The organism is Methylobacterium indicum (assembly GCF_001043895.1).
Lineage (GTDB): Bacteria > Pseudomonadota > Alphaproteobacteria > Rhizobiales > Beijerinckiaceae > Methylobacterium > Methylobacterium indicum.
Genome location: NZ_JTHF01000152.1, coordinates 27,529 through 50,419, shown reverse-complemented (window position 1 = coordinate 50,419; position 22,891 = coordinate 27,529). Strand labels below are relative to the sequence as shown.

Sequence of the window (22,891 nt, the reverse complement as noted above, 5' to 3'; positions counted from 1 at the left end):
ATATCCGGGTCGCGCGCGACCTGCTGGCGACCTTCCCGTTCCTGTCGCGGCGCGGCACCACCGCCATCGCCCGCGAGGCGATCGGCGTGTGCGGCCTCATCACGCCGTGGAACTGGCCGCTCTACCAGATCACCGCCAAGGTCGCCCCGGCCCTGGCGGCGGGCTGCACCGTCATCCTCAAGCCGAGCGAGCTCTCGCCCCTGAGCGCGCTCCTGTTCGCCGAGGTGATGGACGAGGCCGGCTGCCCGGCGGGCGTGTTCAACCTCGTCAACGGCACCGGGCCGGTGGTCGGCGAGGGCTTGTCCACGCATCCGGAGGTCGACATGATCTCGATCACCGGATCGACCCGGGCCGGCGTGCTGGTGGCGCAGGCCGCGGCGCCGACCGTCAAGCGCGTGGCCCAGGAGCTCGGCGGCAAGTCGCCCAACGTCGTGCTGCCGGATGCCGACCTCGCCCGCTGCGTCCCGCTCGGCGTCGCCGCCGCGATGCGCAACCTCGGGCAATCCTGCAGCGCGCCCACCCGGATGCTGGTGCCCCGCGCCCGTCTCGCCGAGGTCGAGGCCCTGGCGCGGACGACGGCCGCGGGCTTCGTGGTCGGCGATCCGCGCAACGAGGAGACGACCCACGGCGCGATCGCCAACCGGGCGCAGTACGACCGCATCCAGCGGATGATCGCGATCGGCATCGAGGAGGGCGCCAAGCTCGTCACCGGCGGAACCGGGCGGCCCGACGGCCTCACGGGCGGCCTCTTCGCCCGGCCGACCGTCTTTTCCGAGGTGCGCCGCGACATGGTGATCGCCCAGGAGGAGATCTTCGGGCCGGTCCTGGCGATCCTGCCCTACGACGGCGTCGAGGAGGCGGTGGAGATCGCCAACGACTCGATCTACGGGCTGGGCGCCCACGTCCAGGGCACCGACATGGAGCAGGTGCGGGCGGTGGCCGGGCGGATCCGCGCCGGCCAGGTCCATCTCAACTCCCCGGCCTGGGACCCGGAGGCGCCGTTCGGCGGCTACAAGCGCTCGGGCAACGGCCGGGAATACGGCCGGGAGGGCCTGGAGGAGTATCTCGAGACCAAGTCGATCCTCGGCTACTACAGCTGAGGCAGGGCCGACGCCTCGACCCCGCCGGGCGATCCCGGCGGCCGGCCGGGGGCGGACGGCAGAAAATGCCGCTGCGTCCGGCCACTCCGGCACACTCGGCGCGGCGGTCCCCGCTAGGCTGTCCCGGTCACAGGGAGCCCACGGATGCCAGCGCCACTCCTCCATATCGACACGACCCCGGACCTGCCGGCGGCCGCCGATGTCGTGGTGATCGGCGGCGGGGTCGTGGGCACCTTCACGGCCTATTACCTCGCGCGCCGGGGCGTCAGCGTCGCGCTCGTCGAGAAGGGCCGCATCGGCGCCGAGCAGTCGAGCCGCAACTGGGGCTGGTGCCGGCAGCAGAACCGCGACGCCCGCGAACTGCCGATGGCGACGAAGGCCATCGCGTTGTGGGATCGGCTCAAGGCCGAGATCGGCGAGGATCCGGGCTTCCGGCGCTGCGGCCTGCTCTACCTCAGCAACGACGAGGCCGAGATCGCCCGCTGGGCCAAGTGGCGCGACTTCGCCGCCGGCGAGGGCGTCGTCACCCACGTGCTCGGGGCCGCCGAGGCGCGCGAGCACGGCCGGGCCACCGGACGGGAGTGGAAGGGCGGGGTGTTCTCGCCCACGGACGGCATCGCCGACACCTCCCGCGCCGTGCCGGTCGCCGCACGCGGCGTGATGAAGGCGGGCGGGACCGTGCACCAGTTCTGCGCCGCGCGCGGCCTCGAACTCGAGGGCGGCCGCGTCAGCGGCGTCGTGACCGAGAAGGGCACGATCCGTACAAAGACCGTGGTGATGGCCGGCGGCGCCTGGGCCTCGTCGTTCTGCCGCCAGCTCGGCATCCGCTTCCCGCAAGCCGCGGTGCGCCAGTCGATCATGGCGGTCGGCCCCAACGTCGCCGGCCTGCCGGACGCGCTCTACACCGCGGGCGTCTCGCTCACCCGCCGCGGCGAGAGCGGCGGCTACAACCTGGCGATCAGCGGGCGCGCCCGCGTCGATCCCACGCCCCAGCAGATCCTGTTCGCCCGCGAATTCGTGCCGATGTTCGCCAAGCGCTGGCGCGTCCTGTTGCCGGGCGGCACCGAGGCCTGGCGCAGCGGCCACGAGACCGCGAAGCGCTGGGCCCTCGACAAGCCGACGCCGATGGAGCGGGTGCGCATCCTCGACCCGAAGCCCGACGCGCGGCTCATCGCCGAGACCCGCCGGCGCGCGCTCGAGCTGCTGCCGGCGCTCCGCGACACCGCGGTCACCGCCTCCTGGGCCGGCTACGTCGATTCGACGCCCGACGGCGTGCCGGGGATCGGCGAGGTGACGGGCGTGCCCGGCCTCGTCCTGGCGGCGGGATTTTCCGGCCACGGCTTCGGCATCGGCCCGGGTGCCGGCCATCTCATCGCCGACATCGTCACGGGCGCCGAGCCGATCGTCGATCCGCGGCCCTACCATCCCGACCGCTTCCACGCCTCGGCCTGGGGCAAGGTCGCGGACTTCTAGAGCAGATTTTGCCGCAGTGGACACCGGTTCGGCGGAAAAAATCTGCGATAAAACAAGAACCTAAGCGGGCGAAGCGTTGGCCTGCCAACGCAAGTCTGCTCAGAGCAGCACCCGATCGCGTTGCGATCGGAGGATGCTCTCGATCATTGATTCTGATGCATTTTCTATCGACGGACCGGTGCCCACTTCGTCGGAAAATGCTCCAGCACCGGTCGCGCCCCGCGCCAGGGTCGCTCACCGCCTTTCGTTCGACCCGGGCGACCGTGCTTGCGCGACGACCGCCCCCGAGGAGTTTCGGCTCGACATGACGGCTACGACTGAGATGCGCTCGATGACCGAGCAGGATTTGGCGCGCGGTCACGCCCTGTCCCAGGCGGTGCGCTGGCCGCACCGTCTCGAGGACTGGCAGCTGTTTCACGCCGTCGGCCAGGGCCGGGTGGCGACCGAGGACGGCGCGATCACCGGCTGCGCCATGTCGTGGCATTACGGCGAGCGGCTGGCGACGATCGGCATGGTGATCGTCGATCCCGCCCTGCAGGGGCGCGGGACCGGCAAGCGGCTGATGAACGACCTGATCGAGCGGGCCGGTGCGCGCGCGATCCGGCTGACGGCGACCGCGGCGGGACGGCCGCTCTACGAGAAGCTCGGCTTCGTCGTCACGGGGTCGATCACGCAGCACCAGGGCCCGGCGAGCGCGGGCGCGACGGTCGACGACGAGGCGGTCCGCCCGGCCGCCGACGCGGACTGGGCCGCGATCGGCCAGCTCGACGCCGCCGCGACCGGCGGGGACCGGAGCGGGCTCCTGGACGCCCTGCGGGTGCAGGGCCGGACCGTCGTCCTGGAGCGCGACGGCCGGATCGCCGGCTACGCGGTATGCCGGCCCTTCGGTCGCGGTCACGTCGTCGGTCCGATCGTCGCCCAGTCGGACGGCGACGCGATCGCCCTCGCCTCGGCCCATGTGCGGGAGCACGACGGCGCGTTCCTGCGCGTCGACACCCGCCGCGACGACGGCCCGTTCGCCGAGTTCCTCGCGGCGTCGGGCCTCCCCAACGTCGATCGCAGCGTCGAGATGACCCGGGGCGAGGATGGACGCAGCGGCCCCGCGCAGGTCTTCGGCCTCGCGAGCCAGGCCCTGGGCTGAGACGCGTTCGCCGGAGCGGTGAACACCGGTCCGGCGAGGAGAGCGATGAAGGAAAGCTCCCGGCGGAGTTGCCTCGTGCAGCTCCGCCGGGAGCTTTTTTTTTGGCGACGCGAAGGGCCGCTCGCCGTGCGGATCGGCGCAACTCTGACGAGCGCGGCGACCGGCATCCCGACAGAAGCGCCATGCGCGAGACGCCGTCGCCGTGCCCGGGCATCGGGCAGGACATGCCCGCAATCCCGCCATCGACGGGCTTGCGCTCGGCATAAAAATATCGCCACTATCTCGCCCATGAGATTTTTCGATCACCTGAGCGGCAGCGCCGGCCGACGCGCGAGGAGGACGGCGTGAGCGCGCCGGCCGACGGCGCCTCCGTCGCCCAGCGGATCGCCCGCAGCTTCCCGGGCCTGAGCCAGTCGCACCGCGAGGTGGCGCGCTACGTGCTCGACCACCCGCTCAAGGCCGCGACCCTGCCGGTCGCCGAGCTGGCGGACCTCGTGGGCGTCTCGGTGGCGACCGCCAACCGCTTCGCCCGGGCGCTGGACTACGAGGGCTACGCGCAGTTCCGCGCCGCCCTGGTGCTGGGCTTCGAGGGCGCGCTGGCGCCGGTGGAGAAGCTGCGCGGCGACCTCGAGCAGCCGGCCGATCCGGCCAGCGTCTTCGAGGCGACCTTCGCGGCGATCGGGCGCAACCTGGAGGCGACGCGGGCCGGGCTCGATACCGGGGCCTGCGAGCGGGCGGTGGCGGCGATCCGGGGGGCGCGGCGGGTCTACGTCCTCGGCTTCGGCAGCTCGGCCTGGCCGGCGGGGTTGCTCGCCCGCAACCTCGACCTCACGCGCCAGGACGTCCACCTGCTCGCCACCGTCGAGGGACCGGCCTTTGCCGCCCGCGTCCTGCGGCGGCTGAGCGCCGACGACCTCGTCATCGTGCTCGCCACGCCGCGCTACTTCGCCGACACGGTCCGGCTCGCCGGCCAGGCGCGGGACGGCGGCGCGGCGGTCCTGGCCCTCACCGACGGCCCGCACTCGCCGGTCGCCGCGCGCGCCACGATCACGCTCTGCGTGCGCACCGACAGCCGCTACTTCGCGGCCTCGGAAGCCAGCCTCGCCGCCCTGGTCGAGGCGCTGTCGAGCGCGGTGGCGCACGCCGCGGGCGGGCTCGTCGCCACGGCGACGCGGCTCACCGAATCGGTCCTGCCCTGGCTCGAGGGCGACTACGCGGCCTGGCCGCCGGCCGCCGCGATGACCGAGCCCGCCCCCCTCTCCGACCCGGATTCCGAGACATGACCGACCTCCGCCCCGTCCTCGCCATCCATGGCGGCGCCGGCACGATCGCGCGGCCGGAAGCCGGCAGCGACGGCGAGGCACCCTATCACGCGGCTTTGGCCGAGATCCTGGCCGCCGGCGAACGCTGCCTGCGCGAGGGCGGCAGCGCCCTCGACGCGGTCGCCGTCGCGGTCGACCTCCTGGAGGAATGCCCGCTGTTCAATGCCGGGGTCGGTGCGGTCTTCACCAGCGCCGGCACCCACGAGCTCGACGCCGCGATCATGGACGGCGCGACCCTGCGGGCCGGAGCGGTCGCGGGCCTCGCCCGGGTGCGCCGGCCGGGCCGGGCGGCCCGCGCGGTGATGGAGGACGGCACGCACGTCCTCCTGGCGGGGGCCGGTGCGGAAGAATTCTGCCGCGCCCACGGCCTCGAGAGGGTCGAGCCGGATTTCTTCTCGACCGAGGCGCGCCGCCGGCAGCTCGAAGCGGCGCAGGCCGGCGGGCGGGTCAGCCTCGACCACGACGAGGGGACGCCCCTCGACGAGCGCCGGAAATTCGGCACCGTCGGCGCCGTGGCACTCGACCGGAACGGCCACCTGGCCGCGCTCACCTCGACCGGCGGCATGACCAACAAGCGGCCCGGCCGCATCGGCGATACGCCGCTGATCGGCGCCGGCACCTATGCCGACGACCGCACGGCGGCGGTGTCCTGCACCGGCACCGGCGAGGTCTTCATCCGGGCGGCGGCGGCCTACGACGTCTGCGCCCGCATGGCCTATGCGGGCCTCGATCTCGACGCCGCGGCGCAGGCGACCGTGCGCGACGCGCTGACCCCGCTCGGCGGCCAGGGCGGCCTCATCGCGGTCGATGCGCGGGGCCGCGTCGCCATGCCGTTCAACACCGCGGGCATGTATCGCGGCCTCGTCCGGGCCGGCGACACGCCCGAGACCGCCATCTTCTCATGACCGCCATCGTCTGAGTGCCGACCGTGACGCGTTCCCCCTCCCCTGCCCCTGCCCCTTCGCTGATCCTGCCCGACCGGCGCATCCTGTCGGTCTCGGACCTGACCGTGCGCTTCACCACCTCCGAGCGCACCGTCGAGGCGGTGCGCGACCTGTCCTTCCACGTCGAGGCCGGGGAGACCCTGGCGATCGTCGGCGAATCGGGCTCGGGCAAGTCCGTCACCTCGCTCGCGCTGATGCGCCTCGTCGAGCATGGCGGCGGCAAGATCGCCACCGGCCGCATGCTGTTTCGCCGCCGCTCGGGCGCGATCCTCGATCTGGCGCATGCCTCCAGCGCCGAGATGCGGGAGATGCGCGGCGCCGAGATCGCGATGATCTTCCAGGAGCCGATGACCTCGCTCAACCCGGTCTTCACCGCGGGCGAGCAGATCGCGGAGTCGATCCGGGTGCACCAGGGCAAGGGCCATGCGGCGGCCCGGGCCGAGGCCCTGCGGATGCTCGACCTCGTGCGCATCCCGGAGGCCCGCAACGTGCTGACGCGGTTCCCCCACCAGCTCTCGGGCGGCATGCGCCAGCGGGTGATGATCGCGATGGCGCTCGCCTGCCGGCCGCAGCTCCTCATCGCCGACGAGCCGACAACGGCTTTGGACGTCACCATCCAGGCCCAGATCCTCGAGCTGATCCGCAGTCTCCAGGACGAGATGAAGATGGGTGTCGTCTTCATCACCCACGACATGGGGGTGGTGGCCGAGATCGCCGACCGGGTGCTGGTGATGTTCCGCGGCGACAAGGTCGAGGAGGGCAGCGCGGCCCCCCTCTTCGCCGCCCCGCGCCACGCCTACACCCAGGCGCTGCTCGCCGCCGTGCCGCGGCTCGGCGCCATGGCGGGCAGCGACCTGCCGCGCCAGTTCGACCTCCTGCGGCCCGATGCGACCGAGACCCCGGCCGCGCAGGCGACGCGCGACGCGCCGCAGGACACCCGCCGGCCCGGCCCCCCGATCCTGCGGGTGCGCGACCTCGTCACCCGCTTCGACATCCGCGGCGGCCTGCTCAACCGGGTGCGCCGGCGCGTCCACGCGGTCGAGCGGATCAGCTTCGACCTCCAGGCCGGCGAGACCCTGGCCCTCGTCGGCGAGTCGGGCTGCGGCAAGTCGACGACCGGCCGCTCGCTGCTCCGCCTCGTCGAGAGCCAGAGCGGGCTGATCGAGTTCGCCGGCGAGAACATCCGCCACCTTCCGCCGAGCAAGCTCCAGGCACTCCGAAAAAACATCCAGTTCATCTTCCAGGACCCCTACGCCTCCCTCGATCCGCGGCTCACCGTCGGCTTCTCGATCATGGAGCCGCTGCTGGTGCACGGCACGCCTCGGCGCCAGGCCGAGGCGCGGGTGGCCTGGCTCCTGGAGCGGGTCGGCCTGACCCCGACGCAAGGGTCGCGCTATCCGCACGAATTCTCCGGCGGCCAGCGCCAGCGCATCGCCATCGCGCGGGCGCTGGCGCTCAACCCGAAGGTGATCGTCGCCGACGAGGCGGTCTCGGCCCTCGACGTCTCGATCCAGGCCCAGATCGTCAACCTGATGCTCGACCTGCAGCGCGAGCTGGGGCTCTCCTACCTGTTCATCTCGCACGACATGGCGGTCGTGGAGCGGGTGAGCCACCGGGTCGCCGTGATGTTCCTCGGCCAGATCGTCGAGATCGGCCCGCGCCGGGCGATCTTCGAGAACCCGCAGCACCCCTACACCAAGAAGCTGATGGCCGCGGTGCCGGTCGCCGATCCGGAGCGGCGCCACGCCAGGCCCCGCGGCCTCCTCACCGGCGAGATCCCGAGCCCGGTCCGTGCGCTCGGCGACGAGCCGGAGGTGGCGCCGCTGGTCGAGGTCGGTCCGGGCCATTGGGCGGCCCGGCACGTAGTCGGCGGCCTCGCGGCGTGAGTGTCCTCAAGGTGAGTGACAGATTTCATCCCACCCGCGACCTCATCCTGAGATGCTGCGAAGCAGCCTCGAAGGAGGGGTCCAGGGATCGCAGAGACTTCTGGAGCCATCCTTCGAGGTTCGCATACGCTCGCACCTCAGGATGAGGTCGCGGGCAGGATGAAATCCAGCAATCGATTCAAGCAAAATTCGAGATTTCCCGGAAGGACGCCCCAATGACCCGAGGCACCCCCATGCTCATTCGCTCCCTCCTCGCCACCGGCCTGCTCTGCGGGCTCCTCGCCAGCCCCGTGGCCTCCGCGCTCGCCGCCGGAGATCCGGTCCTCGTCATCGGCGTCCCGCCCGAGACGCTCGACCCCTACAACACCAACACCACGCTCACGACCGCCGTCACCAAGTCGTTCTACGAAGGCCTGTTCGAGTTCGACAAGGACCTGAAGGTCAGGAACGTGCTGGCCGAGAGCTACGAGGTCACGCCCGACGGTCTGACCTACACCTTCAAGCTGCGCGAGGGCGTGAAATTCCATGACGGCACGGCGTTCGACGCCAATGCCGTGAAGGCGAACCTGGAGCGGGTGCTCAATCCCGAGAACCGGCTCGCCCGCTACAACCAGTTCAACCGGGTCAAGACGGTCGAGGTCGTCTCCCCCTTCGTGGTGCGCATCACCCTGAAGGAGCCCTTCGGCCCGTTCATCAACTCGCTGGCGCACGCCTCCGCTGCGATGATCTCGCCGGCCGCGCTCCAGAAGTGGGGCAAGGACATCGCGTTCCATCCCGTCGGTACCGGTCCCTTCATCTTCGTCGAGTGGAAGCAGACCGATTCCGTCAAGGGCGCCAGGTTCGCCGATTACTGGCAGGCCGGCCTGCCGAAGGTCGACGCCATCACCTGGAAGCCGGTGCCGGAGAACGGCACCCGCGCGGCGATGCTCCAGACCGGCGAGGCCGACTTCGCCTTCCCGCTCCCCTACGAGCAGGCCAAGAGCCTCGGTGAGAACAAGAAGCTGAAGGTCATCGCGCAGGATTCGATCATCGAGCGCTATGTCAGCATGAACATGCTGCAGAAGCCGTTCGACGATCTGCGCGTGCGCCAGGCGATCAACTACGCGATCAACAAGGAGGCGCTGGCCAAGGTGGCGTTCAGCGGCTACGCCAGCCCGGCCAAGGGGATCGTGCCGGCCGGCGTTCTGTACGCTCACCCGATGAACGCCTGGCCCTACGACCCGGCCAAGGCGCGCCAGCTCCTGAAGGAGGCCGGCTACGCCAACGGCTTCGAGACCACGTTGTGGAGCGCCTACACCACCAGCACGGCCCAGAAGGCGATCCAGTTCGTGCAGCAGCAGCTCGCCCAGGTCGGCATCAAGGTGCAGACCCAGGCGCTCGAGCCCGGCCAGCGCGTCGAGTGGGTGCAGACCGCCCCCGACCCGAAAACCGCCCGCGTGCGGATGTACTATGCCGGCTGGTCGTCCTCGACCGGCGAGGCCGACTGGGCCCTGCGGCCGCTCTTTGCCACCGAGGCCTGGCCGCCCAAGCTCAACAACACCGCCTATTACAGCAACCCCGAGGTCGATGCGCTGCTCGCCAAGGCGCTCGTCTCGACGAAGGACGAGGAGAGGGCCGAGCTCTACGCCAAGGCCCAGGAGCTGATTTACAAGGACGCGCCGTGGGCGCCGCTCGTCATCGAGCAGAACCTCTACGCCACCTCGTCGCGCCTGTCGGGCGTGGTGGTCATGCCGGACGGCAACATCGACAGCCGTCAGGTCGCGGTCGCACCGTAAGGCCCGTTCGGGGGCTGGGCCGCGGCATCGACCGCCGCAGCCCGGCCCTCTTCCTCATTTCCTCCCCGTACCGGCGCCATGCTGACCTTCTTCCTCAAACGGCTCCTCGGCCTGCTGCCGACGCTCGCGATCGTCGCGGTCCTGGTCTTTCTGTTCGTCCACATGCTGCCGGGCGATCCGGCGCGGCTCGCCGCCGGCCAGGATGCCGACCAGCAGACCGTGGAACTGGTGCGCGCCGAACTCGGCCTCGACCGCTCGCTGCCGGAGCAGTTCGGCCGCTACTTCCTCAACATGGCGCGGGGCGATGCCGGCCTCTCGATCCGCACCCGCCGCCCGGTCGCGACCGAGATCGGCGAGCGCTTCCTGCCGACCCTGCTGCTGACGCTCACCAGCATGGCCTGGGCGGTGGCGTTCGGGCTCGTCATCGGCATCGTCTCGGCGGTCTACCGCAACGAGTGGCCGGACCGGCTCGGGATGACGCTCGCGGTCTCCGGCATCTCGTTCCCGGCCTTCGCGCTGGGGATGCTCTTGATGCAGATCTTCTCTGTCGGCCTCGGCTGGCTGCCGACCGTCGGGGCCGGCTCGTGGCAGCACTACATCCTGCCCTCGCTGACCCTCGGGGCGGCGGTGGCCGCCGTGATGGCGCGCTTCACCCGCGCCTCCTTCGTCGAGGTGCTGGGCGAGGATTTCGTCCGCACCGCCCGGGCCAAGGGGCTCAAGGAACGGGTCGTCATCGCCAAGCACTGCCTGCGCAACGCGCTGATCCCCGTCGTCACCATGATGGGCCTGCAATTCGGCTTCCTGCTCGGCGGCTCGATCGTCGTCGAGGCGGTGTTCAACTGGCCCGGCGTCGGCCGCCTCCTCGTCGATGCCGTCAATCAGCGCGACTACCCGGTGATCCAGGCCCTGGTGCTGATGTTCTCGCTCGAATTCATCCTGATCAACCTGGTCGTCGACCTGCTCTACGGGCTGATCAACCCGACCATCCGCTACAAGTGAGCCGGCCGTGACCCAAACCGCTCTCACCGCCACGAAGGCCGTCGCCGCGATTCCGACCGGCGTGCGCACCCCCTGGTCCGAGTTCTGGCGCAAGTTCCGCCGCCAGCACGTCGCCGTCGTGGCGCTGGCCTTCGTGGTCCTGCTCGTCGCCGTGGCGATCCTGGCACCCTGGATCGCCCCCTACGACGCGGAGACCTTCTTCGATTACGACCGGATCAACGAGGGCCCGTCCCTCGCGCACTGGCTCGGGGTCGACCCGCTCGGGCGCGACATCCTGAGCCGCATCCTGGTCGGCGGGCGCATCTCGCTCGCCACCGGCTTCCTGTCGGTCGCGATCGGCGGGCTCATCGGCACGGTGCTGGGGCTGCTCGCCGGCTATTACGAGGGCTGGTGGGACCGCCTCGTCATGCGCCTGTCCGACGTGCTGTTCGCCTTCCCCGGAATCCTGCTCGCGCTCGGCGTCGTGGCGATCCTGGGCAGCAGCCTCGTCAACGTCGTGGTGGCGGTGTCGGTGTTCAGCGTGCCGGCCTTCGCGCGGTTGGTCCGCGGCAACACGCTGGTGCTCAAGCGCGCCACCTATGTCGAGGCCGCCCGCAGCATCGGGGCCTCGGACCGCACCATCCTCACGCGCCACATCCTGCCGGGCACGGTCTCGTCGATCGTCGTCTACTTCACGATGCGGCTCGGTACCTCGATCATCACGGCGGCGAGCCTGTCCTTCCTCGGCATGGGCGCGCAGCCGCCGACGCCCGAATGGGGCGCGATGCTCAACGACGCGCGCGCCGACATGGTCTCCTCGCCCCACGTCGCGATCTTCCCGAGCCTGGCGATCTTCCTCACCGTGCTCGCCTTCAACCTCCTCGGCGACGGGCTGCGCGACGCCCTCGATCCCAAGCTCGACCGCGCATGAGCGACAGGGTTCCCCGCGTCGGCGCGCTCCCGAGCGGCCCGCGCGACGCGATCACCGACGTTTCGGGCGTCACCGTCGGCCATTGCACCCTCGCCGAGGGCGCGGTCCAGACCGGCGTGACGGTGATCCGTCCGCATGCCGGCGACCTCTACCACGACCGGGTGCCGGCCGCGGCCGCGGTGCTGAACGGCTTCGGCAAGTCGATCGGCCTGATGCAGCTCGAGGAGCTCGGCGTCATCGAGACGCCGATCGCGCTCACCAACACCTTCGGGGTGCCGGCGGTGGCGGCAGCCCAGATCCGGGCGGCGCTCGCGGTCAATCCCGGCATCGGCCGCGAATTGCCGACCGTGAACCCGCTCGTCTTCGAGTGCAACGACGGCCACCTCAACGACATGGCCCGGATGGTCGTGGCCGAGGCGCATTACCGCCAGGCGCACGATGCCGCCGACGTCGCGGTGCCGGAGGGCGCCGTGGGGGCCGGGCGCGGCATGTCGAGCTTCGGGGTGAAGGGCGGCATCGGCACCGCCTCGCGGCGGGTCGAGGCCGGCGGGCGCATGGTCACGGTCGGCACCCTGGTGCTGGCGAATTTCGGCCGGCCGGCGCAGCTCCGGATCTGCGGCCGGGCGCTGGGCCCGGTCCTCGCCGAACGGCTGGAGGATCCCGGGACGGTCGCCAAGCCCGAGAAGGGCTCGATCATCCTCATCGCCGGCACCGACGCGCCCCTCGACGCGCGCCAGCTCCGCCGCCTGGCTCTGCGGGCGGGCGCGGGGCTTGCCCGCACCGGCTCGGTCTTCGGCCATGGCAGCGGCGACATCGCGCTCGCCTTCTCGACCGCCTACACGCTGCCGCAGGACCCCGGCACCCCGATGCCGGCGGTGGCGATGCTGCACGACGCCCATCTCGACCCGCTCTTCGAGGCGGTCGCCGACGGGATCGAGCAGGCGATCCTGAACGCGCTCTGGCGCGCCGAGACGGTCACCGGCCGCAACGGTCATCGCCGGCGGGCCCTCGCCGAGATGCTGCCCGACTGGCAGGCCCTCGCCCCCGGAGCGATGTCGTGAAGGTCCTGATCTCCACCGATATCGAGGGCGTGGCCGGCGTCACGCATCCCGACCAGACCCGCCGCGGCGGGCCCGACTACGACCGGGCGCGCCTCTGGATGGTGCAAGAGGCGAATGCCGCCATCGCCGGCGCCTTCGCGGCGGGGGCCGAGACGGTCCTCGTCAACGATTCGCACGGCGATTTCCGCAACATGCCGGCGGACCTGCTCGATCCCCGGGCCCGCGCCGTCCAGGGCAAGCCGCGCCCGCTGGGCATGATGGCGGGGGTGGATCTCGGGATCGATGCGGTGTGCCTGATCGGCTACCATTCCCGCGCCCATGGCCGGGGAATCCTCGCCCACACGATCAACGGCTTCGCCTTCGCGTCGATCGCGCTGAACGGGCGGGAGATGGGCGAGGCCGGGATCTACGGCGCGCTCGCGGGCGCGTTCGGCGTGCCGGTCGCGATGGCGAGCGGCGACGACGTCTTCGTCGCCGAGAACCGGGAATTGTTTCCCGAGACCGTCTTCGTCGAGACCAAGCGCGCGACCGGCTGCCACAGCGGCATCAGCCTCTCGCCCGAGGCGTCCCGCGACGCGATCCGGGCCGGCGTCGCCGCCGCGCTCGCCCGGCCGCTCCCGGCGCCGCTGCGGCTCCCCGTGCCGCTCGTCGTCGAGATCCGCGCCCAGACCCCGGCGCTCGCCGACCTGTTCTGCGGGTGGCCGAGCCTGCACCGCCTCGATGGCAGCGCCGTCCGCTTCGAGGCCGACAGCGTCGCGAGCGCGGTGCGGATGATCAACGCCCTGTCGGCGATGTCGAGTTTCTTGCGCTGACGGCGCGGTCGGCCCCGGATCAGGCCGCGTCCGCGGGGTGGCGAACGAGCCGTCCCGGCGGCATCGTCACGCGCGACCCGTGACACCGAGGCCCGAGCTGCGACCATGAACCCGCTCCGACGCATGCTGCCGTCCAACCACGCCCTGTTCGTGTTCGAGGCCGTGGCCCGCAACCGGAGCTTCACCCGGGCGGCGGCCGAGCTGAACGTGACGCAGCCGGCGGTCAGCAAGGCGATGGCGCAATTCGAGCGCCATCTCGGCGTGCGCCTGCTCGACCGCTCGGGCGACGGCATCGCGCTCACCGACGACGGCGCGATCCTGTTTCGTCGGGTGGCGGACGGCTTCCGGGGCATCGAGGCGGCGTTGCGCGAGATCGACATCCGCCGCACCGGCATCGACACCGTCACGCTGTCCCTGTCCTCGGCCTTCACCACCCACTGGCTGATGCCGCGCATCAACACCCTGCAGGAGGCGTTCCCCTCCGTCGATTTCCGTTTCCAGCTCATCCCGGGCGCGCTCGCCGGCCCGGTCGACGACGTCGATCTCGGCATGCGGTTCGTCGAGGGGCCCGACCTCGACCACGAGGCCCTCTTCCTGATGAACGAGGTGATGCTGCCGGTCTGCAGCCCGGCCTATCGCGCCGGGAGGCAGGCCGATCCCGCCGGTCGCACCACCTTCGTCAACCTCACGGCCATCTCGCCGATGTGGACCGGCGGGGTCGATCCGGGACCCGACTGGAACGGCTCGCGCGCCTCGCTCAACTTCTCCGACTATGCCGTGGTGCTGCAGGCCGCCCTCCTCGGCCAGGGCGTCGCGCTGGGCTGGGCGAGCGTGGTCTCGCACTGGCTCTCGACCGGCGACCTCGTGCCGGCGGCCTCCCGCGTCACCCGCACGGCACGGATGTGCCAGCTCATCCACTTGCGCTCGCGGCCCCTGCGCCGCTCGGTCGCCGCCGTGCGCGACTGGCTCGTCGCCGAGATGCGCGCCGACGTCGCCAAGGTCGACCGGCTCTATCCGGAGCTCGGCTTGGGCCGGGCGTGCTTCGAAGCCCCATAACCTGGAGTTATGGGCCTGCGGATTCTTTCGACATTGAACGGAGGCGCTACTTTTGTGAGCTTTCCCCTGTCGGCGGCACCGGACGGGAAGGCAGCCCCACGATGGCAGCAGGATCGAGCCCAGGATTGAATCGGATGCCGCTCGCCGGCGGCAGCGTCGGCGTGTCGATCCGCAACGCCACCCGGCGCTACGGCGCCTTCAAGGCCCTCGACGACGTCACGCTCGACGTCGCACCCGGCGAGTTCCTGTCCCTTCTCGGGCCGTCGGGCTCGGGCAAGACGACGCTGCTCGGCATCCTCGGCGGCTTCACCGTGCCCTCCTCCGGCAGCGTGCATTTCGGCGAGACCGACGTGACGTTCCTGCCGCCGCACAAGCGCGACATCGGCGTGGTGTTCCAGAACTACGCGCTCTTCCCGCACCTGAGCGTGGCCGAGAACGTCGCCTTTCCGCTGCGGGCCCGGCGAGAGCCCAAGGCCAGCTGGGGCAAGCGGGTGGCAGAGGCCCTCGCGATGGTCGAGCTCGCCGGGTACGAGGATCGGTCGATCTCGCAGCTCTCCGGCGGCCAGCGCCAGCGCGTGGCCCTCGCCCGCGCCATCGTCTTTCGGCCGCGGCTGATCCTGATGGACGAGCCGCTCTCGGCCCTCGACAAGCAGCTGCGCGAGTCGATGCAGATCGAGCTGCGGCGGCTGCATCGCCAGCTCGCCGCCACCATCATCTACGTCACGCATGACCAGCGCGAGGCGCTGACCATGAGCGACCGGATCGCGATCCTGCGCGGCGGGCGGCTCGCCCAGATCGATACGCCCGAGCGCCTGCACGACCGGCCGATGAGCGCCTTCGTGGCGAGCTTCATCGGCGAATCGACCCTCGTCCCCGTCACCCGCGCCGGCGCCGACACGATCGCGCTCGGAGCGACGGCCTTGCGCAGCGCCCGGCCCCTCCCGGCGGGCGAGGCCCTGCTGCTGGCGATCCAGACCGAGAAGCTGATCGTGGCCGGCGACGCGACCGCCGACGGATACAACCGCCTGACGGGGCGCGTCACCGACGTCGTCTACCAGGGCGAGAGCCTGCGGGTGTTCGTCGCCCTCGATGGCGGGCCGGAGATCTCCCTGCGCCAACCGGCCCACCATGCCGGGCGCCTCGCGATTCCCTCCCCCGGCGGCGCGATCACCGCTCTCCTCCACCCGCAGGACACGATCGTCGTCCCGGCGGAGCCCGCCTGACCTTCCCCGCGTCGGTTGCGAAAAGGAAAACCCATGCCCGCTCCCTCCCTCGATACCTTCAAGGTTCTCACCTTCGACGTCGTCGGCACCCTGATCGACTTCGAGAAGGGCATCCTCGACCATCTGCGCGCGGTGTCCGGCCGCAGCCAGGCCGAATTGAGCGACGCGACGATCTTCGCCTCGTACCTCAAGGGCCGCGAGCTGAACTACGAGCGCTCGAGCGAGGTCTTCGCCGACGTCTACCGTCACGTCGCCCGTGAACTCGGCTTCCCCAACGCGGACGCCGATGCCGACGCGTTCCAGCTCTCGGTGCTGCGCTGGCCGGCCTTCGCGGATTCGGTGGCGGCGCTCAAGCGCCTGCGCAAGCATTACCGCCTCGTCGCGATGACCAATGCCGACCGCTCGGCCTTCTCGTTCTATTCCCACACCCTCGGGAGCCCGTTCCACGACGGCGTGACCTACGACGATACCGGCGTCGCCAAGCCCAACCCCCAATTCTTCGCCTTCAACCGCGGCCGGCAATCGGCTCTCGGCTACAAGCAGAGCGACATACTCCACGTCGCCCAGAGCCAGTACCACGACATCGGCATCGCCCGGGACCTCGGCTACACCGTCTGCTGGATCGAGCGTCGCCAGGGGCTCGAAGGGTTCGGCGGTACGCCCGAGCCCGAGCGGCTGACGACGCCCGACTACCACTTCCCGACGCTGGAGAAGCTCGCCGACGCCGCCGACGCGGCCTTCGCCGCGGCCGCCCGGCAGGCGGCCTGACGATGAACGCCTTCCCGAAGCCTCCGGTCGCCTCGCTCTGGGCCGCCGGCGCGGTGCCGGCCGGACGCTTCGGGCCGCTCGACCGCGACGTCCAGGCCGACGTCGCGATCGTCGGCGGCGGCTATACCGGGCTCTCGGCGGCCCTGGCTTTCGCCGCGCGCGGCGAGCGCCCGGTGGTGCTGGAGGCCAGCACGATCGGCTGGGGCGCGAGCGGGCGCAACGGCGGCGTCGTCTCGGCGAAGTTCCGCCCCTCGTTCCAGACCATCGCCAGCCGGCACGGGATCGCGGTCGCCAAGCGCATGCACGCCATCGCGTACGCCTCGGTCGAGACCCTGGAGCGGCTGATCGCCGAGCACGGCATCGTGGAGGCCAACTACGCCCGGGTCGGCCAGCTCAAATGCGCCCATACCCCCGCGACCCTGGCGGCGACGATCGCCGACAGCGAGTGGATGCGCCGGGAGATGGGCGACGGCTCCGTCTCGGTCCTGTCCCGCGAGGCGGTGGCGGCCGAGACCGGCTCGCAGGATTTCGTCGGCGGCGTGCTCTCGCAGAAGGCCGGGGGGCTGCACCCGCTCAACTATGCCCGCGGCCTCGCCCGGGCAGCCGCGGGGAAGGGCATCGCGATCCACGAGGAGAGCCCGGCCCTGCGCCTCCATCGCGAGGCCGGCGGCATCCGGGTCGAGACGCCGGGCGGCTCGGTGCGGGCGCGCCAGGTGATCGTGGCGACGAACGGCTATACCGACCTCACCGCGGCGGCCGCGCCCTTGCGCACCCGCCTGATTCCCTTTCGCAGCGCGATCCTGGCCACCGAGCCGTTGTCCGACAACCTGCGCGCCGCGATCCTGCCGAGCCGGCGGATCTACGTCGAGACGCGGCGGATGATGCGCTGGTTTCGCATGGTCGACGACCGGATGGTGTTCGGCGGGCGCGGCGCCTTCGGGCGCTCCGATTCCGAGGCCGCCTTCGCGGCTCTGCACCGGGCAATGGTGCGCACCTTCCCGGCGCTCGCCGATACGCCGGTCGCCTATCGCTGGTCGGGCCTCGTCGGGATGACGCTCGATGCGCTCCCGCATGTCGGCCGGCTCGACGACCGGGTCAGTTTCGCCATGGGCTACAACGGCGCCGGGGTCGCGATGTCGAGCCATCTCGGGGCTCTCGCCGCCGCGTTCGCCCTCGGCGAGAGCCCCGACGTGGCGTTGCTCGGCGGCGACGGCTTCCAGCCCGTCCCGTTCTACGGCCTGCGCGAGCCGGCGATCCGTCTCGTCGCCGGCTGGTACCAGTTCCTGGACGCGATCGGCCGCTAGAGCCCGTCACGGTCGCGCTGCGATCGCGGAGGGCTCTAAGCCTTTGTTAAGTCGCATTTTCTGTGACGAACCGGCATCCGCTTCGTCGGAAAACGCTTCAGGGTTGCAGCCTTCACAAGCAGAGGAGAAGTCGAGATGGCGTCGCGCATCGGAAACACCGTCCTGGCCTGCCTCCTCGGCGCGGCCAGTCCGGCTCTCGCCGCCGAGCAGGTCACCTTCGTGTCGCAGGGCGGCGCCTACCAGCAGGCCCAGACGGTGGCGATCCTCGATCCCGCCGCCAAGGCGCTCGGCATCACCATCAACCAGGACAGCGCCCCCGATGCCTGGCCGGCGATCCGCACCCAGGGCGCGACCGGCAAGCCGACCTGGGACGTCGTCGACACCCCCACCCAGGATTGCGTGCGCGGCGGCAAGGCCGGGCTGATCGAGAAGCTCGACTTCTCCAAGATCCCCAACGCTGCCGCGATCCCGGCCATCTACAAGACCGACTACTCGGTTCCCTACGAGTTCTATTCGAGCGTTCTGGCCTACAACAAGACCAAGTACGGCAAGAATCCGCCGCAGAGCTGGGCCGATTTCTGGGACGTGAAGAAATTTCCGGGCGCCCGGGCCCTGCGCAACCATCCCTTCGCCACCCTGGAAGCCGCCCTGATGGCCGACGGCGTGGCGCCCGACAAGCTCTACCCCCTCGACGTCGACCGCGCCTTCCGCAAGCTCGAGGAGATCAAGCCGCATATCTCGGTCTGGTGGACCTCCGGCGGCCAGTCGGCCCTGCTGATCCAGGGCGGCGAGGTCGACATGGAGATGATCTGGAACGGCCGCGCCGCGGCGGTGATGGAGGCGGGGGCGGAGGCCGACTTCACCTACAACCAGGGCATCTTGCAGAACACCTCGCTCTGCATCCTGAAGAACGCCCCGAACCTCGCCACCGCCGTGAAGTTCGTGAACCAGGCCATCGACCCGAAGCTCCAGGCCAACCTGCCGCTCAACATCCCGTACGGCCCCGGCAACCCGGCCGCCTTCGACACCGGCATCATCCCGGCCGCCCTCGCCGCCAAGCTGCCGAGCTCGCCGGACAACGCCAGGAAGCAGGCGGTGCTCTCGGCCGAATGGTGGACCTCGGAGGCCGGCGACGCGGCGCTGAAGCGCTGGGCGGACTTCGTCCAGAGGAAGTGAGCGCGACGCCGCCTCGAACCCTCCCCCCTCTGCGGCAGGGCTACCCGGGCGACGTGACAGGCGCGGGTTTCCCCTCTCCCCGCGGGCGGGGAGAGGCTTTCGTCCCCCTTGTCGGGGACGAAAGGAGCGGAGGCGAAAGCCGCAGCGAGGGTGAGGGGGTATCAACGAGTGAGGCTACTCCGGAAACACCCCCTCACCCTCGCCCTGCGGGCTTGCCGCGCCCTCTGAACGAGGGCTCGGCCCTCTCCCCGCCCGCGGGGAGAGGAGAGTAACCCGCCCCCTCCCTTCATCCCGCGGCAGCTCTGCGCAGAACGGGGAGGGGTTTGCGGCGGCATTCGTCACGCCGTCCCCGTCATCCCCCCGGACACCCCGCCATGATTCCATCCAGCCCCGCCCTGCGGCGGCACGAGCGGCGCGAGCGGATGCTCCTCCTCGCGCTGCTCGGCCCCGCCCTCGCGGTCGTCACGGCGCTCCTCGTGGTGCCGCTCGCCTGGCTCGCCGTGCAGTCGGTGACCACCGACGGGGCGCTCACCCTCGAGCATTACCGGCGCTTCCTCACCGAGGACATCTACTGGCGCAGCTTCCTGCTCACCTTCCGCATCGCGCTCACCGTCACCGTGCTGGCGGTGCTGCTCGGCTATCCGGTGGCGTATGCCGCCGCCACCCTGCCGCGGCGCTGGAGCGTCGTGGTGCTCGGCCTGGTGATCCTGCCGTTCTGGACCAGCGTGCTCGTGCGCGCCTATGCCTGGATGGTGCTGCTGCAGCGGCGCGGCCTCGTGAACGGCCTACTCCAAGGGCTCGGCCTCACCGACCAGCCGATCGCGCTCATCAACAACGAGTTCGGCACGGTGCTGGCCACCCTGCACATCCTCCTGCCCTTCATGGTGCTGCCGCTCTACGCCACGATGCAGCGCATCCCCCGCGACCTGATGCTCGCCGGGGCCAGCCTCGGCGGTTCTCCGCTCCACGTCTTCCTCCGGGTGTTCTTGCCGCTGTCGATGCCGGGCGTGGTCGCCGGGACGGTCCTGGTCTTCGTGCTGGCGCTCGGCTTCTACATCACGCCGGAGCTGCTCGGCGGCGGGCGCACCTTCATGGTGTCGATGCTGGTGAGCCGCAACGTCGAGATCTACAACCAGTGGGGTGCGGCGAGCGCCATCGCGGTCGTGCTGCTCGTGTGCGTGGCCGTCCTGTTCTGGCTCGCCTCCCGGGTGGTCCCCTTCGAGCGCATCATGGGAGCACGCTGATGCCGACCGCCCTCCCCGCGCGCCTCGCGCTCGGCCTCATCGTCGCCCTGGTGCTGCTGTTCCTGGTGCTGCCGATCCTGATCGTGGTGCCGATGTCGTTCTCGAATGCGCGGTTCCTCACCTTCCCGCCCCCGGGCTGGTCGCTGCGCTGGTACGAGGCGTTCTTCGGCAGCCCGGCCTGGATGCAGGCGGCCCGGGTCAGCCTCGGCGTGGCGTTCGCCACCGCGATCGGCGCGACGCTGATCGGGACGGCGGCGGCCTACGCCCTCACCTTGAGCGGGTCGCGGCTCGCCCGCAGCCTGACGGTGATCCTGCTCCTGCCGCTGATCGTGCCGATCGTCATCACGGGCATCGGCGTGTTCTTCGTCTTCGCCAAGACCGGGCTGCTGGCCACGCTGCCGGGCCTCGTCCTCGCCAACGTGATGCTGGCGACCCCCTACGTCGTCACCTCGGTGCTGGCGGGACTGCGCGGCTTCGACCCGGCGCAGGAGATGGTGGCGCGCAGCCTCGGCATGAACCGCCTGCGCGCCTTCCTCGCCGTCACCCTGCCGCAGATCCGCCCGAGCGTGGTCTCGGGCGCGCTGTTCGCCTTCATCTCGGCCCTCGACGAGACCGTGGTGGCGATCTTCATCGCCGGCGGCCAGAACCAGACCCTCACGAAGAGGATGTTCACGGCGCTCCGCGACGAGATCGACCCGACCATCGCGGCGATCTCCTCGCTCCTCACCGCGGCTTCCCTGATCGTCGTGGTGCTGGCGAGCCTCGGCGCCCGTAAAGCCCGCACCGGCCCGTGACCGCGATCCTGATCCTCGGCGGCGGCTCGGCCGGCTGCGTGCTCGCCGCGCGGCTCTCGGAGGAGCCGTCGTTTCGCGTCACCCTGGTTGAGGCGGGCGACGACCTCACCGCGGCCACGATGCCGCCCGAGATCCGCAGCCGCTATCCCGGCCGGGCCTATCTCGACCCGCGCAACATCTGGCCGGCCCTGACCGCCCGGATGGGCGCCCCCGTCGGCAATCGTCCGGAGAGGCCGGCGCCGCGGCGCTACGAGCAGGCGCGCCGCCTCGGCGGCGGCTCGGCGATCAACGCCATGATGGCCAATCGCGGCGCGCCCGGCGATTACGACGAGTGGGGCGCGCTCGGCGCCGAGGGCTGGTCGTGGGAGACCTGCCTGCCCTACTTCCGCAAGCTCGAATCCGACCGGGATTGCGGCGGCGAGCTGCACGGCCGGGACGGCCCCCTGCCGATCCGCCGGGCCACCCCCGACCGGCTCTCCCCCTTCGTCGCCGCCACGATGCGGGCGCTCGCGGCCCAGGGCCATCCGGCCGGGGCCGACCAGAACGGGCCCTGGCGGGACGGCGTCTATGTCGGCACGACCGCGATCTCGGATGAGGGCGAGCGGGTGCCGGTCTCGGTCGCCTACCTGACGCCGTCCGTGCGGGCGCGGCGAAACCTGATCGTGCGCACCGGCCTGATCGCCGAGCGCGTCCTGTTCGAGGGACGGCGGGCTGTGGGCGCCGTGGTGGCGCCGCTCGGCGGCGGCCCCTCGGAGACGCTGCCCGCCGACCACGTCGTGGTGGCAGCAGGGGCGATCCACAGCCCCGTCCTTCTCATGCGCAGCGGCGTCGGCCCCGGGGCCGCTCTGCGCCGGCATGGCCTGGACGTGATCGCCGACCGGCCGGGCGTCGGGCGGAACCTGATGGAGCATCCCTCGATCGCGGTCTCGGCCTACCTGACCCGGGCCGGCCGGGTCCGCGATCCGGGCGAGCACCACGAGCAGGCGATTCTCCGCTACTCCTCCGGGCTGCCCGGTACGCCGGACGGGGACATGCACGGCGCGATCCTGTCGCGGACGGGCTGGCACAGCCTGGGGCGGCGGATCGGCGGGATCTTCTTCTGGGTCAACAAGTCGTATTCGCGCGGCGAGGTCACCCTCGCCGCACCCGATCCGCGGGCCGAGCCGCAGGTCGATTTCCGCATGCTGTCCGACCCCCGCGACCACGCCCGACTGATGGACGCGGTCCGCCTCGGCGCCCGGGCCTTGCGCGACCCGTCGCTCGCGCCCGTCCGCGGCCCGGTCTTCCCGGTGAGCTACTCGCCCCGGGTCGCCCGGGCGGCGGCGCCGGAACCCTGGCCGGCGGCGCAGCGCGGGATCCTGTCGGGCCTCCTCGATATCGCCGGCCCGGCCCGGTCGGCGCTGCTCCACGGCCTCGTGACGAAAGGAGTCACCCTCGACCGCCTGCTCCGCGACGAGCGGGCGCTCGGCGCCTTCGTGGCCGCCGAGGTCGGGGGGACCTGGCATCCGTCGGGCACCTGCCGCATGGGGGCGGCGGACGATCCGATGAGCGTCTGCGACGGCACCGGCCGCGTGCACGGCGTCGAGGGCTTGCGCGTCTGCGACGCCTCCCTGATGCCGACGATCCCGCGGGCCAACACCAACATCCCGACCGTGATGGTGGCCGAGCGTATCGCCGACTCGATCCGGCACGACGATCTCGGATCGGCGGACGGCTGATCGATCCCGGGATGGGCCGCCGCGCGCCTCGGCCGCCCGCGCACGGATGTCACGCGGCCGACGGACGCGATCCGCGCGGAAGAGGCGCGCCGGCGATCCCATGAGAGACGCTTTCGGGGATCGCTCGGCGCGAGCGCGCGGATCGCGTGTCATGCCGGCTCGGGAACGGTCGATGCGGTCCGCCG

19 protein-coding genes are annotated in these 22,891 nt (G+C 71.4%); all 19 read left to right on the top strand.

Annotated elements, in window-relative coordinates; all coding sequences use genetic code 11:
• Nucleotides 1-1,100, top strand: a 1,100-nt coding sequence (locus QR78_RS18640) for an aldehyde dehydrogenase family protein (protein ID WP_048429060.1), incomplete at its 5' end; no start/stop codon positions are given.
• 144 nt (nucleotides 1,101-1,244) lie between these two features.
• Nucleotides 1,245-2,573 carry an NAD(P)/FAD-dependent oxidoreductase gene (locus QR78_RS18635; protein ID WP_048429059.1) on the top strand — a complete coding sequence of 443 codons (1,329 nt, stop codon included), beginning with the start codon at nucleotides 1,245-1,247 and terminating at the stop codon, nucleotides 2,571-2,573.
• Between the two features lie 304 nt (nucleotides 2,574-2,877).
• Nucleotides 2,878-3,714, top strand: a complete 837-nt coding sequence (locus QR78_RS18630; protein WP_048429058.1) for a GNAT family N-acetyltransferase — start codon at nucleotides 2,878-2,880, stop codon at nucleotides 3,712-3,714.
• Nucleotides 3,715-4,058: 344 nt separating this feature from the next.
• Entirely contained in the window at nucleotides 4,059-4,997 is a 939-nt protein-coding gene (locus QR78_RS18625; RefSeq protein ID WP_048429057.1) for a MurR/RpiR family transcriptional regulator, read from the top strand.
• Nucleotides 4,994-5,941, top strand: coding sequence for an isoaspartyl peptidase/L-asparaginase family protein (locus QR78_RS18620; protein ID WP_048429056.1), 948 nt, complete (start codon nucleotides 4,994-4,996; stop codon nucleotides 5,939-5,941). Before QR78_RS18625 ends, QR78_RS18620 begins: the two co-directional genes overlap by 4 nt.
• A 23-nt stretch (nucleotides 5,942-5,964) precedes the next feature.
• Complete coding sequence (locus QR78_RS18615) at nucleotides 5,965-7,866, top strand: dipeptide ABC transporter ATP-binding protein (protein ID WP_089504175.1); 1,902 nt, start codon at nucleotides 5,965-5,967, stop codon at nucleotides 7,864-7,866.
• 233 nt (nucleotides 7,867-8,099) lie between these two features.
• Nucleotides 8,100-9,641: a glutathione ABC transporter substrate-binding protein GsiB gene (gsiB, locus tag QR78_RS18610; RefSeq protein WP_048429054.1), complete on the top strand. Its 1,542-nt coding sequence runs from the start codon at nucleotides 8,100-8,102 to the stop codon at nucleotides 9,639-9,641.
• Between the two features lie 78 nt (nucleotides 9,642-9,719).
• Nucleotides 9,720-10,640, top strand: a complete 921-nt coding sequence (gene gsiC / locus QR78_RS18605) for a glutathione ABC transporter permease GsiC (protein WP_048429053.1) — start codon at nucleotides 9,720-9,722, stop codon at nucleotides 10,638-10,640.
• A 7-nt stretch (nucleotides 10,641-10,647) separates the two neighbouring features.
• Complete coding sequence (gene gsiD, locus QR78_RS18600; protein WP_048429052.1) at nucleotides 10,648-11,550, top strand: glutathione ABC transporter permease GsiD; 903 nt, start codon at nucleotides 10,648-10,650, stop codon at nucleotides 11,548-11,550.
• Nucleotides 11,547-12,611, top strand: coding sequence for a DmpA family aminopeptidase (locus QR78_RS18595; protein WP_048429051.1), 1,065 nt, complete (start codon nucleotides 11,547-11,549; stop codon nucleotides 12,609-12,611). Before gsiD ends, QR78_RS18595 begins: the two co-directional genes overlap by 4 nt.
• Nucleotides 12,608-13,423 (top strand): M55 family metallopeptidase, encoded by an 816-nt coding sequence (locus tag QR78_RS18590; protein ID WP_048429050.1) that lies wholly within the window; start codon nucleotides 12,608-12,610, stop codon nucleotides 13,421-13,423. The genes QR78_RS18595 and QR78_RS18590 overlap by 4 nt, the downstream gene beginning before the upstream one ends.
• A gap of 105 nt (nucleotides 13,424-13,528) precedes the next feature.
• Nucleotides 13,529-14,479, top strand: a complete 951-nt coding sequence (locus QR78_RS18585; protein ID WP_048429049.1) for a LysR family transcriptional regulator — start codon at nucleotides 13,529-13,531, stop codon at nucleotides 14,477-14,479.
• Nucleotides 14,480-14,613: 134 nt separating this feature from the next.
• Nucleotides 14,614-15,702 (top strand): ABC transporter ATP-binding protein, encoded by a 1,089-nt coding sequence (locus tag QR78_RS18580; RefSeq protein WP_048429048.1) that lies wholly within the window; start codon nucleotides 14,614-14,616, stop codon nucleotides 15,700-15,702.
• A gap of 33 nt (nucleotides 15,703-15,735) precedes the next feature.
• Nucleotides 15,736-16,470, top strand: a complete 735-nt coding sequence (locus QR78_RS18575) for an HAD-IA family hydrolase (protein ID WP_048429047.1) — start codon at nucleotides 15,736-15,738, stop codon at nucleotides 16,468-16,470.
• Between the two features lie 2 nt (nucleotides 16,471-16,472).
• Nucleotides 16,473-17,774: an NAD(P)/FAD-dependent oxidoreductase gene (locus QR78_RS18570; RefSeq protein WP_048429046.1), complete on the top strand. Its 1,302-nt coding sequence runs from the start codon at nucleotides 16,473-16,475 to the stop codon at nucleotides 17,772-17,774.
• 135 nt (nucleotides 17,775-17,909) lie between these two features.
• Nucleotides 17,910-18,950: an ABC transporter substrate-binding protein gene (locus QR78_RS18565; RefSeq protein WP_048429045.1), complete on the top strand. Its 1,041-nt coding sequence runs from the start codon at nucleotides 17,910-17,912 to the stop codon at nucleotides 18,948-18,950.
• A 374-nt stretch (nucleotides 18,951-19,324) separates the two neighbouring features.
• Complete coding sequence (locus tag QR78_RS18560) at nucleotides 19,325-20,194, top strand: ABC transporter permease (protein ID WP_048429044.1); 870 nt, start codon at nucleotides 19,325-19,327, stop codon at nucleotides 20,192-20,194.
• Nucleotides 20,194-20,988, top strand: a complete 795-nt coding sequence (locus tag QR78_RS18555; protein ID WP_048429043.1) for an ABC transporter permease — start codon at nucleotides 20,194-20,196, stop codon at nucleotides 20,986-20,988. The genes QR78_RS18560 and QR78_RS18555 overlap by 1 nt, the downstream gene beginning before the upstream one ends.
• Nucleotides 20,985-22,706, top strand: coding sequence for a GMC family oxidoreductase (locus QR78_RS18550; RefSeq protein ID WP_048429042.1), 1,722 nt, complete (start codon nucleotides 20,985-20,987; stop codon nucleotides 22,704-22,706). The genes QR78_RS18555 and QR78_RS18550 overlap by 4 nt, the downstream gene beginning before the upstream one ends.
• Nucleotides 22,707-22,891: the final 185 nt, after the last annotated feature.

Coding starts and splice junctions, on each gene's coding strand:
- QR78_RS18635 (WP_048429059.1), top strand. CDS start 1,245: ATGCCAGCGCCACTCCTCCATATCGACACGACCCCGGACCTGCCGGCG.
- QR78_RS18630 (WP_048429058.1), top strand. CDS start 2,878: ATGACGGCTACGACTGAGATGCGCTCGATGACCGAGCAGGATTTGGCG.
- QR78_RS18620 (WP_048429056.1), top strand. CDS start 4,994: ATGACCGACCTCCGCCCCGTCCTCGCCATCCATGGCGGCGCCGGCACG.
- gsiB (WP_048429054.1), top strand. CDS start 8,100: ATGCTCATTCGCTCCCTCCTCGCCACCGGCCTGCTCTGCGGGCTCCTC.
- gsiC (WP_048429053.1), top strand. CDS start 9,720: ATGCTGACCTTCTTCCTCAAACGGCTCCTCGGCCTGCTGCCGACGCTC.
- QR78_RS18595 (WP_048429051.1), top strand. CDS start 11,547: ATGAGCGACAGGGTTCCCCGCGTCGGCGCGCTCCCGAGCGGCCCGCGC.
- QR78_RS18585 (WP_048429049.1), top strand. CDS start 13,529: ATGAACCCGCTCCGACGCATGCTGCCGTCCAACCACGCCCTGTTCGTG.
- QR78_RS18580 (WP_048429048.1), top strand. CDS start 14,614: ATGCCGCTCGCCGGCGGCAGCGTCGGCGTGTCGATCCGCAACGCCACC.
- QR78_RS18575 (WP_048429047.1), top strand. CDS start 15,736: ATGCCCGCTCCCTCCCTCGATACCTTCAAGGTTCTCACCTTCGACGTC.
- QR78_RS18570 (WP_048429046.1), top strand. CDS start 16,473: ATGAACGCCTTCCCGAAGCCTCCGGTCGCCTCGCTCTGGGCCGCCGGC.
- QR78_RS18565 (WP_048429045.1), top strand. CDS start 17,910: ATGGCGTCGCGCATCGGAAACACCGTCCTGGCCTGCCTCCTCGGCGCG.
- QR78_RS18560 (WP_048429044.1), top strand. CDS start 19,325: ATGATTCCATCCAGCCCCGCCCTGCGGCGGCACGAGCGGCGCGAGCGG.
- QR78_RS18555 (WP_048429043.1), top strand. CDS start 20,194: ATGCCGACCGCCCTCCCCGCGCGCCTCGCGCTCGGCCTCATCGTCGCC.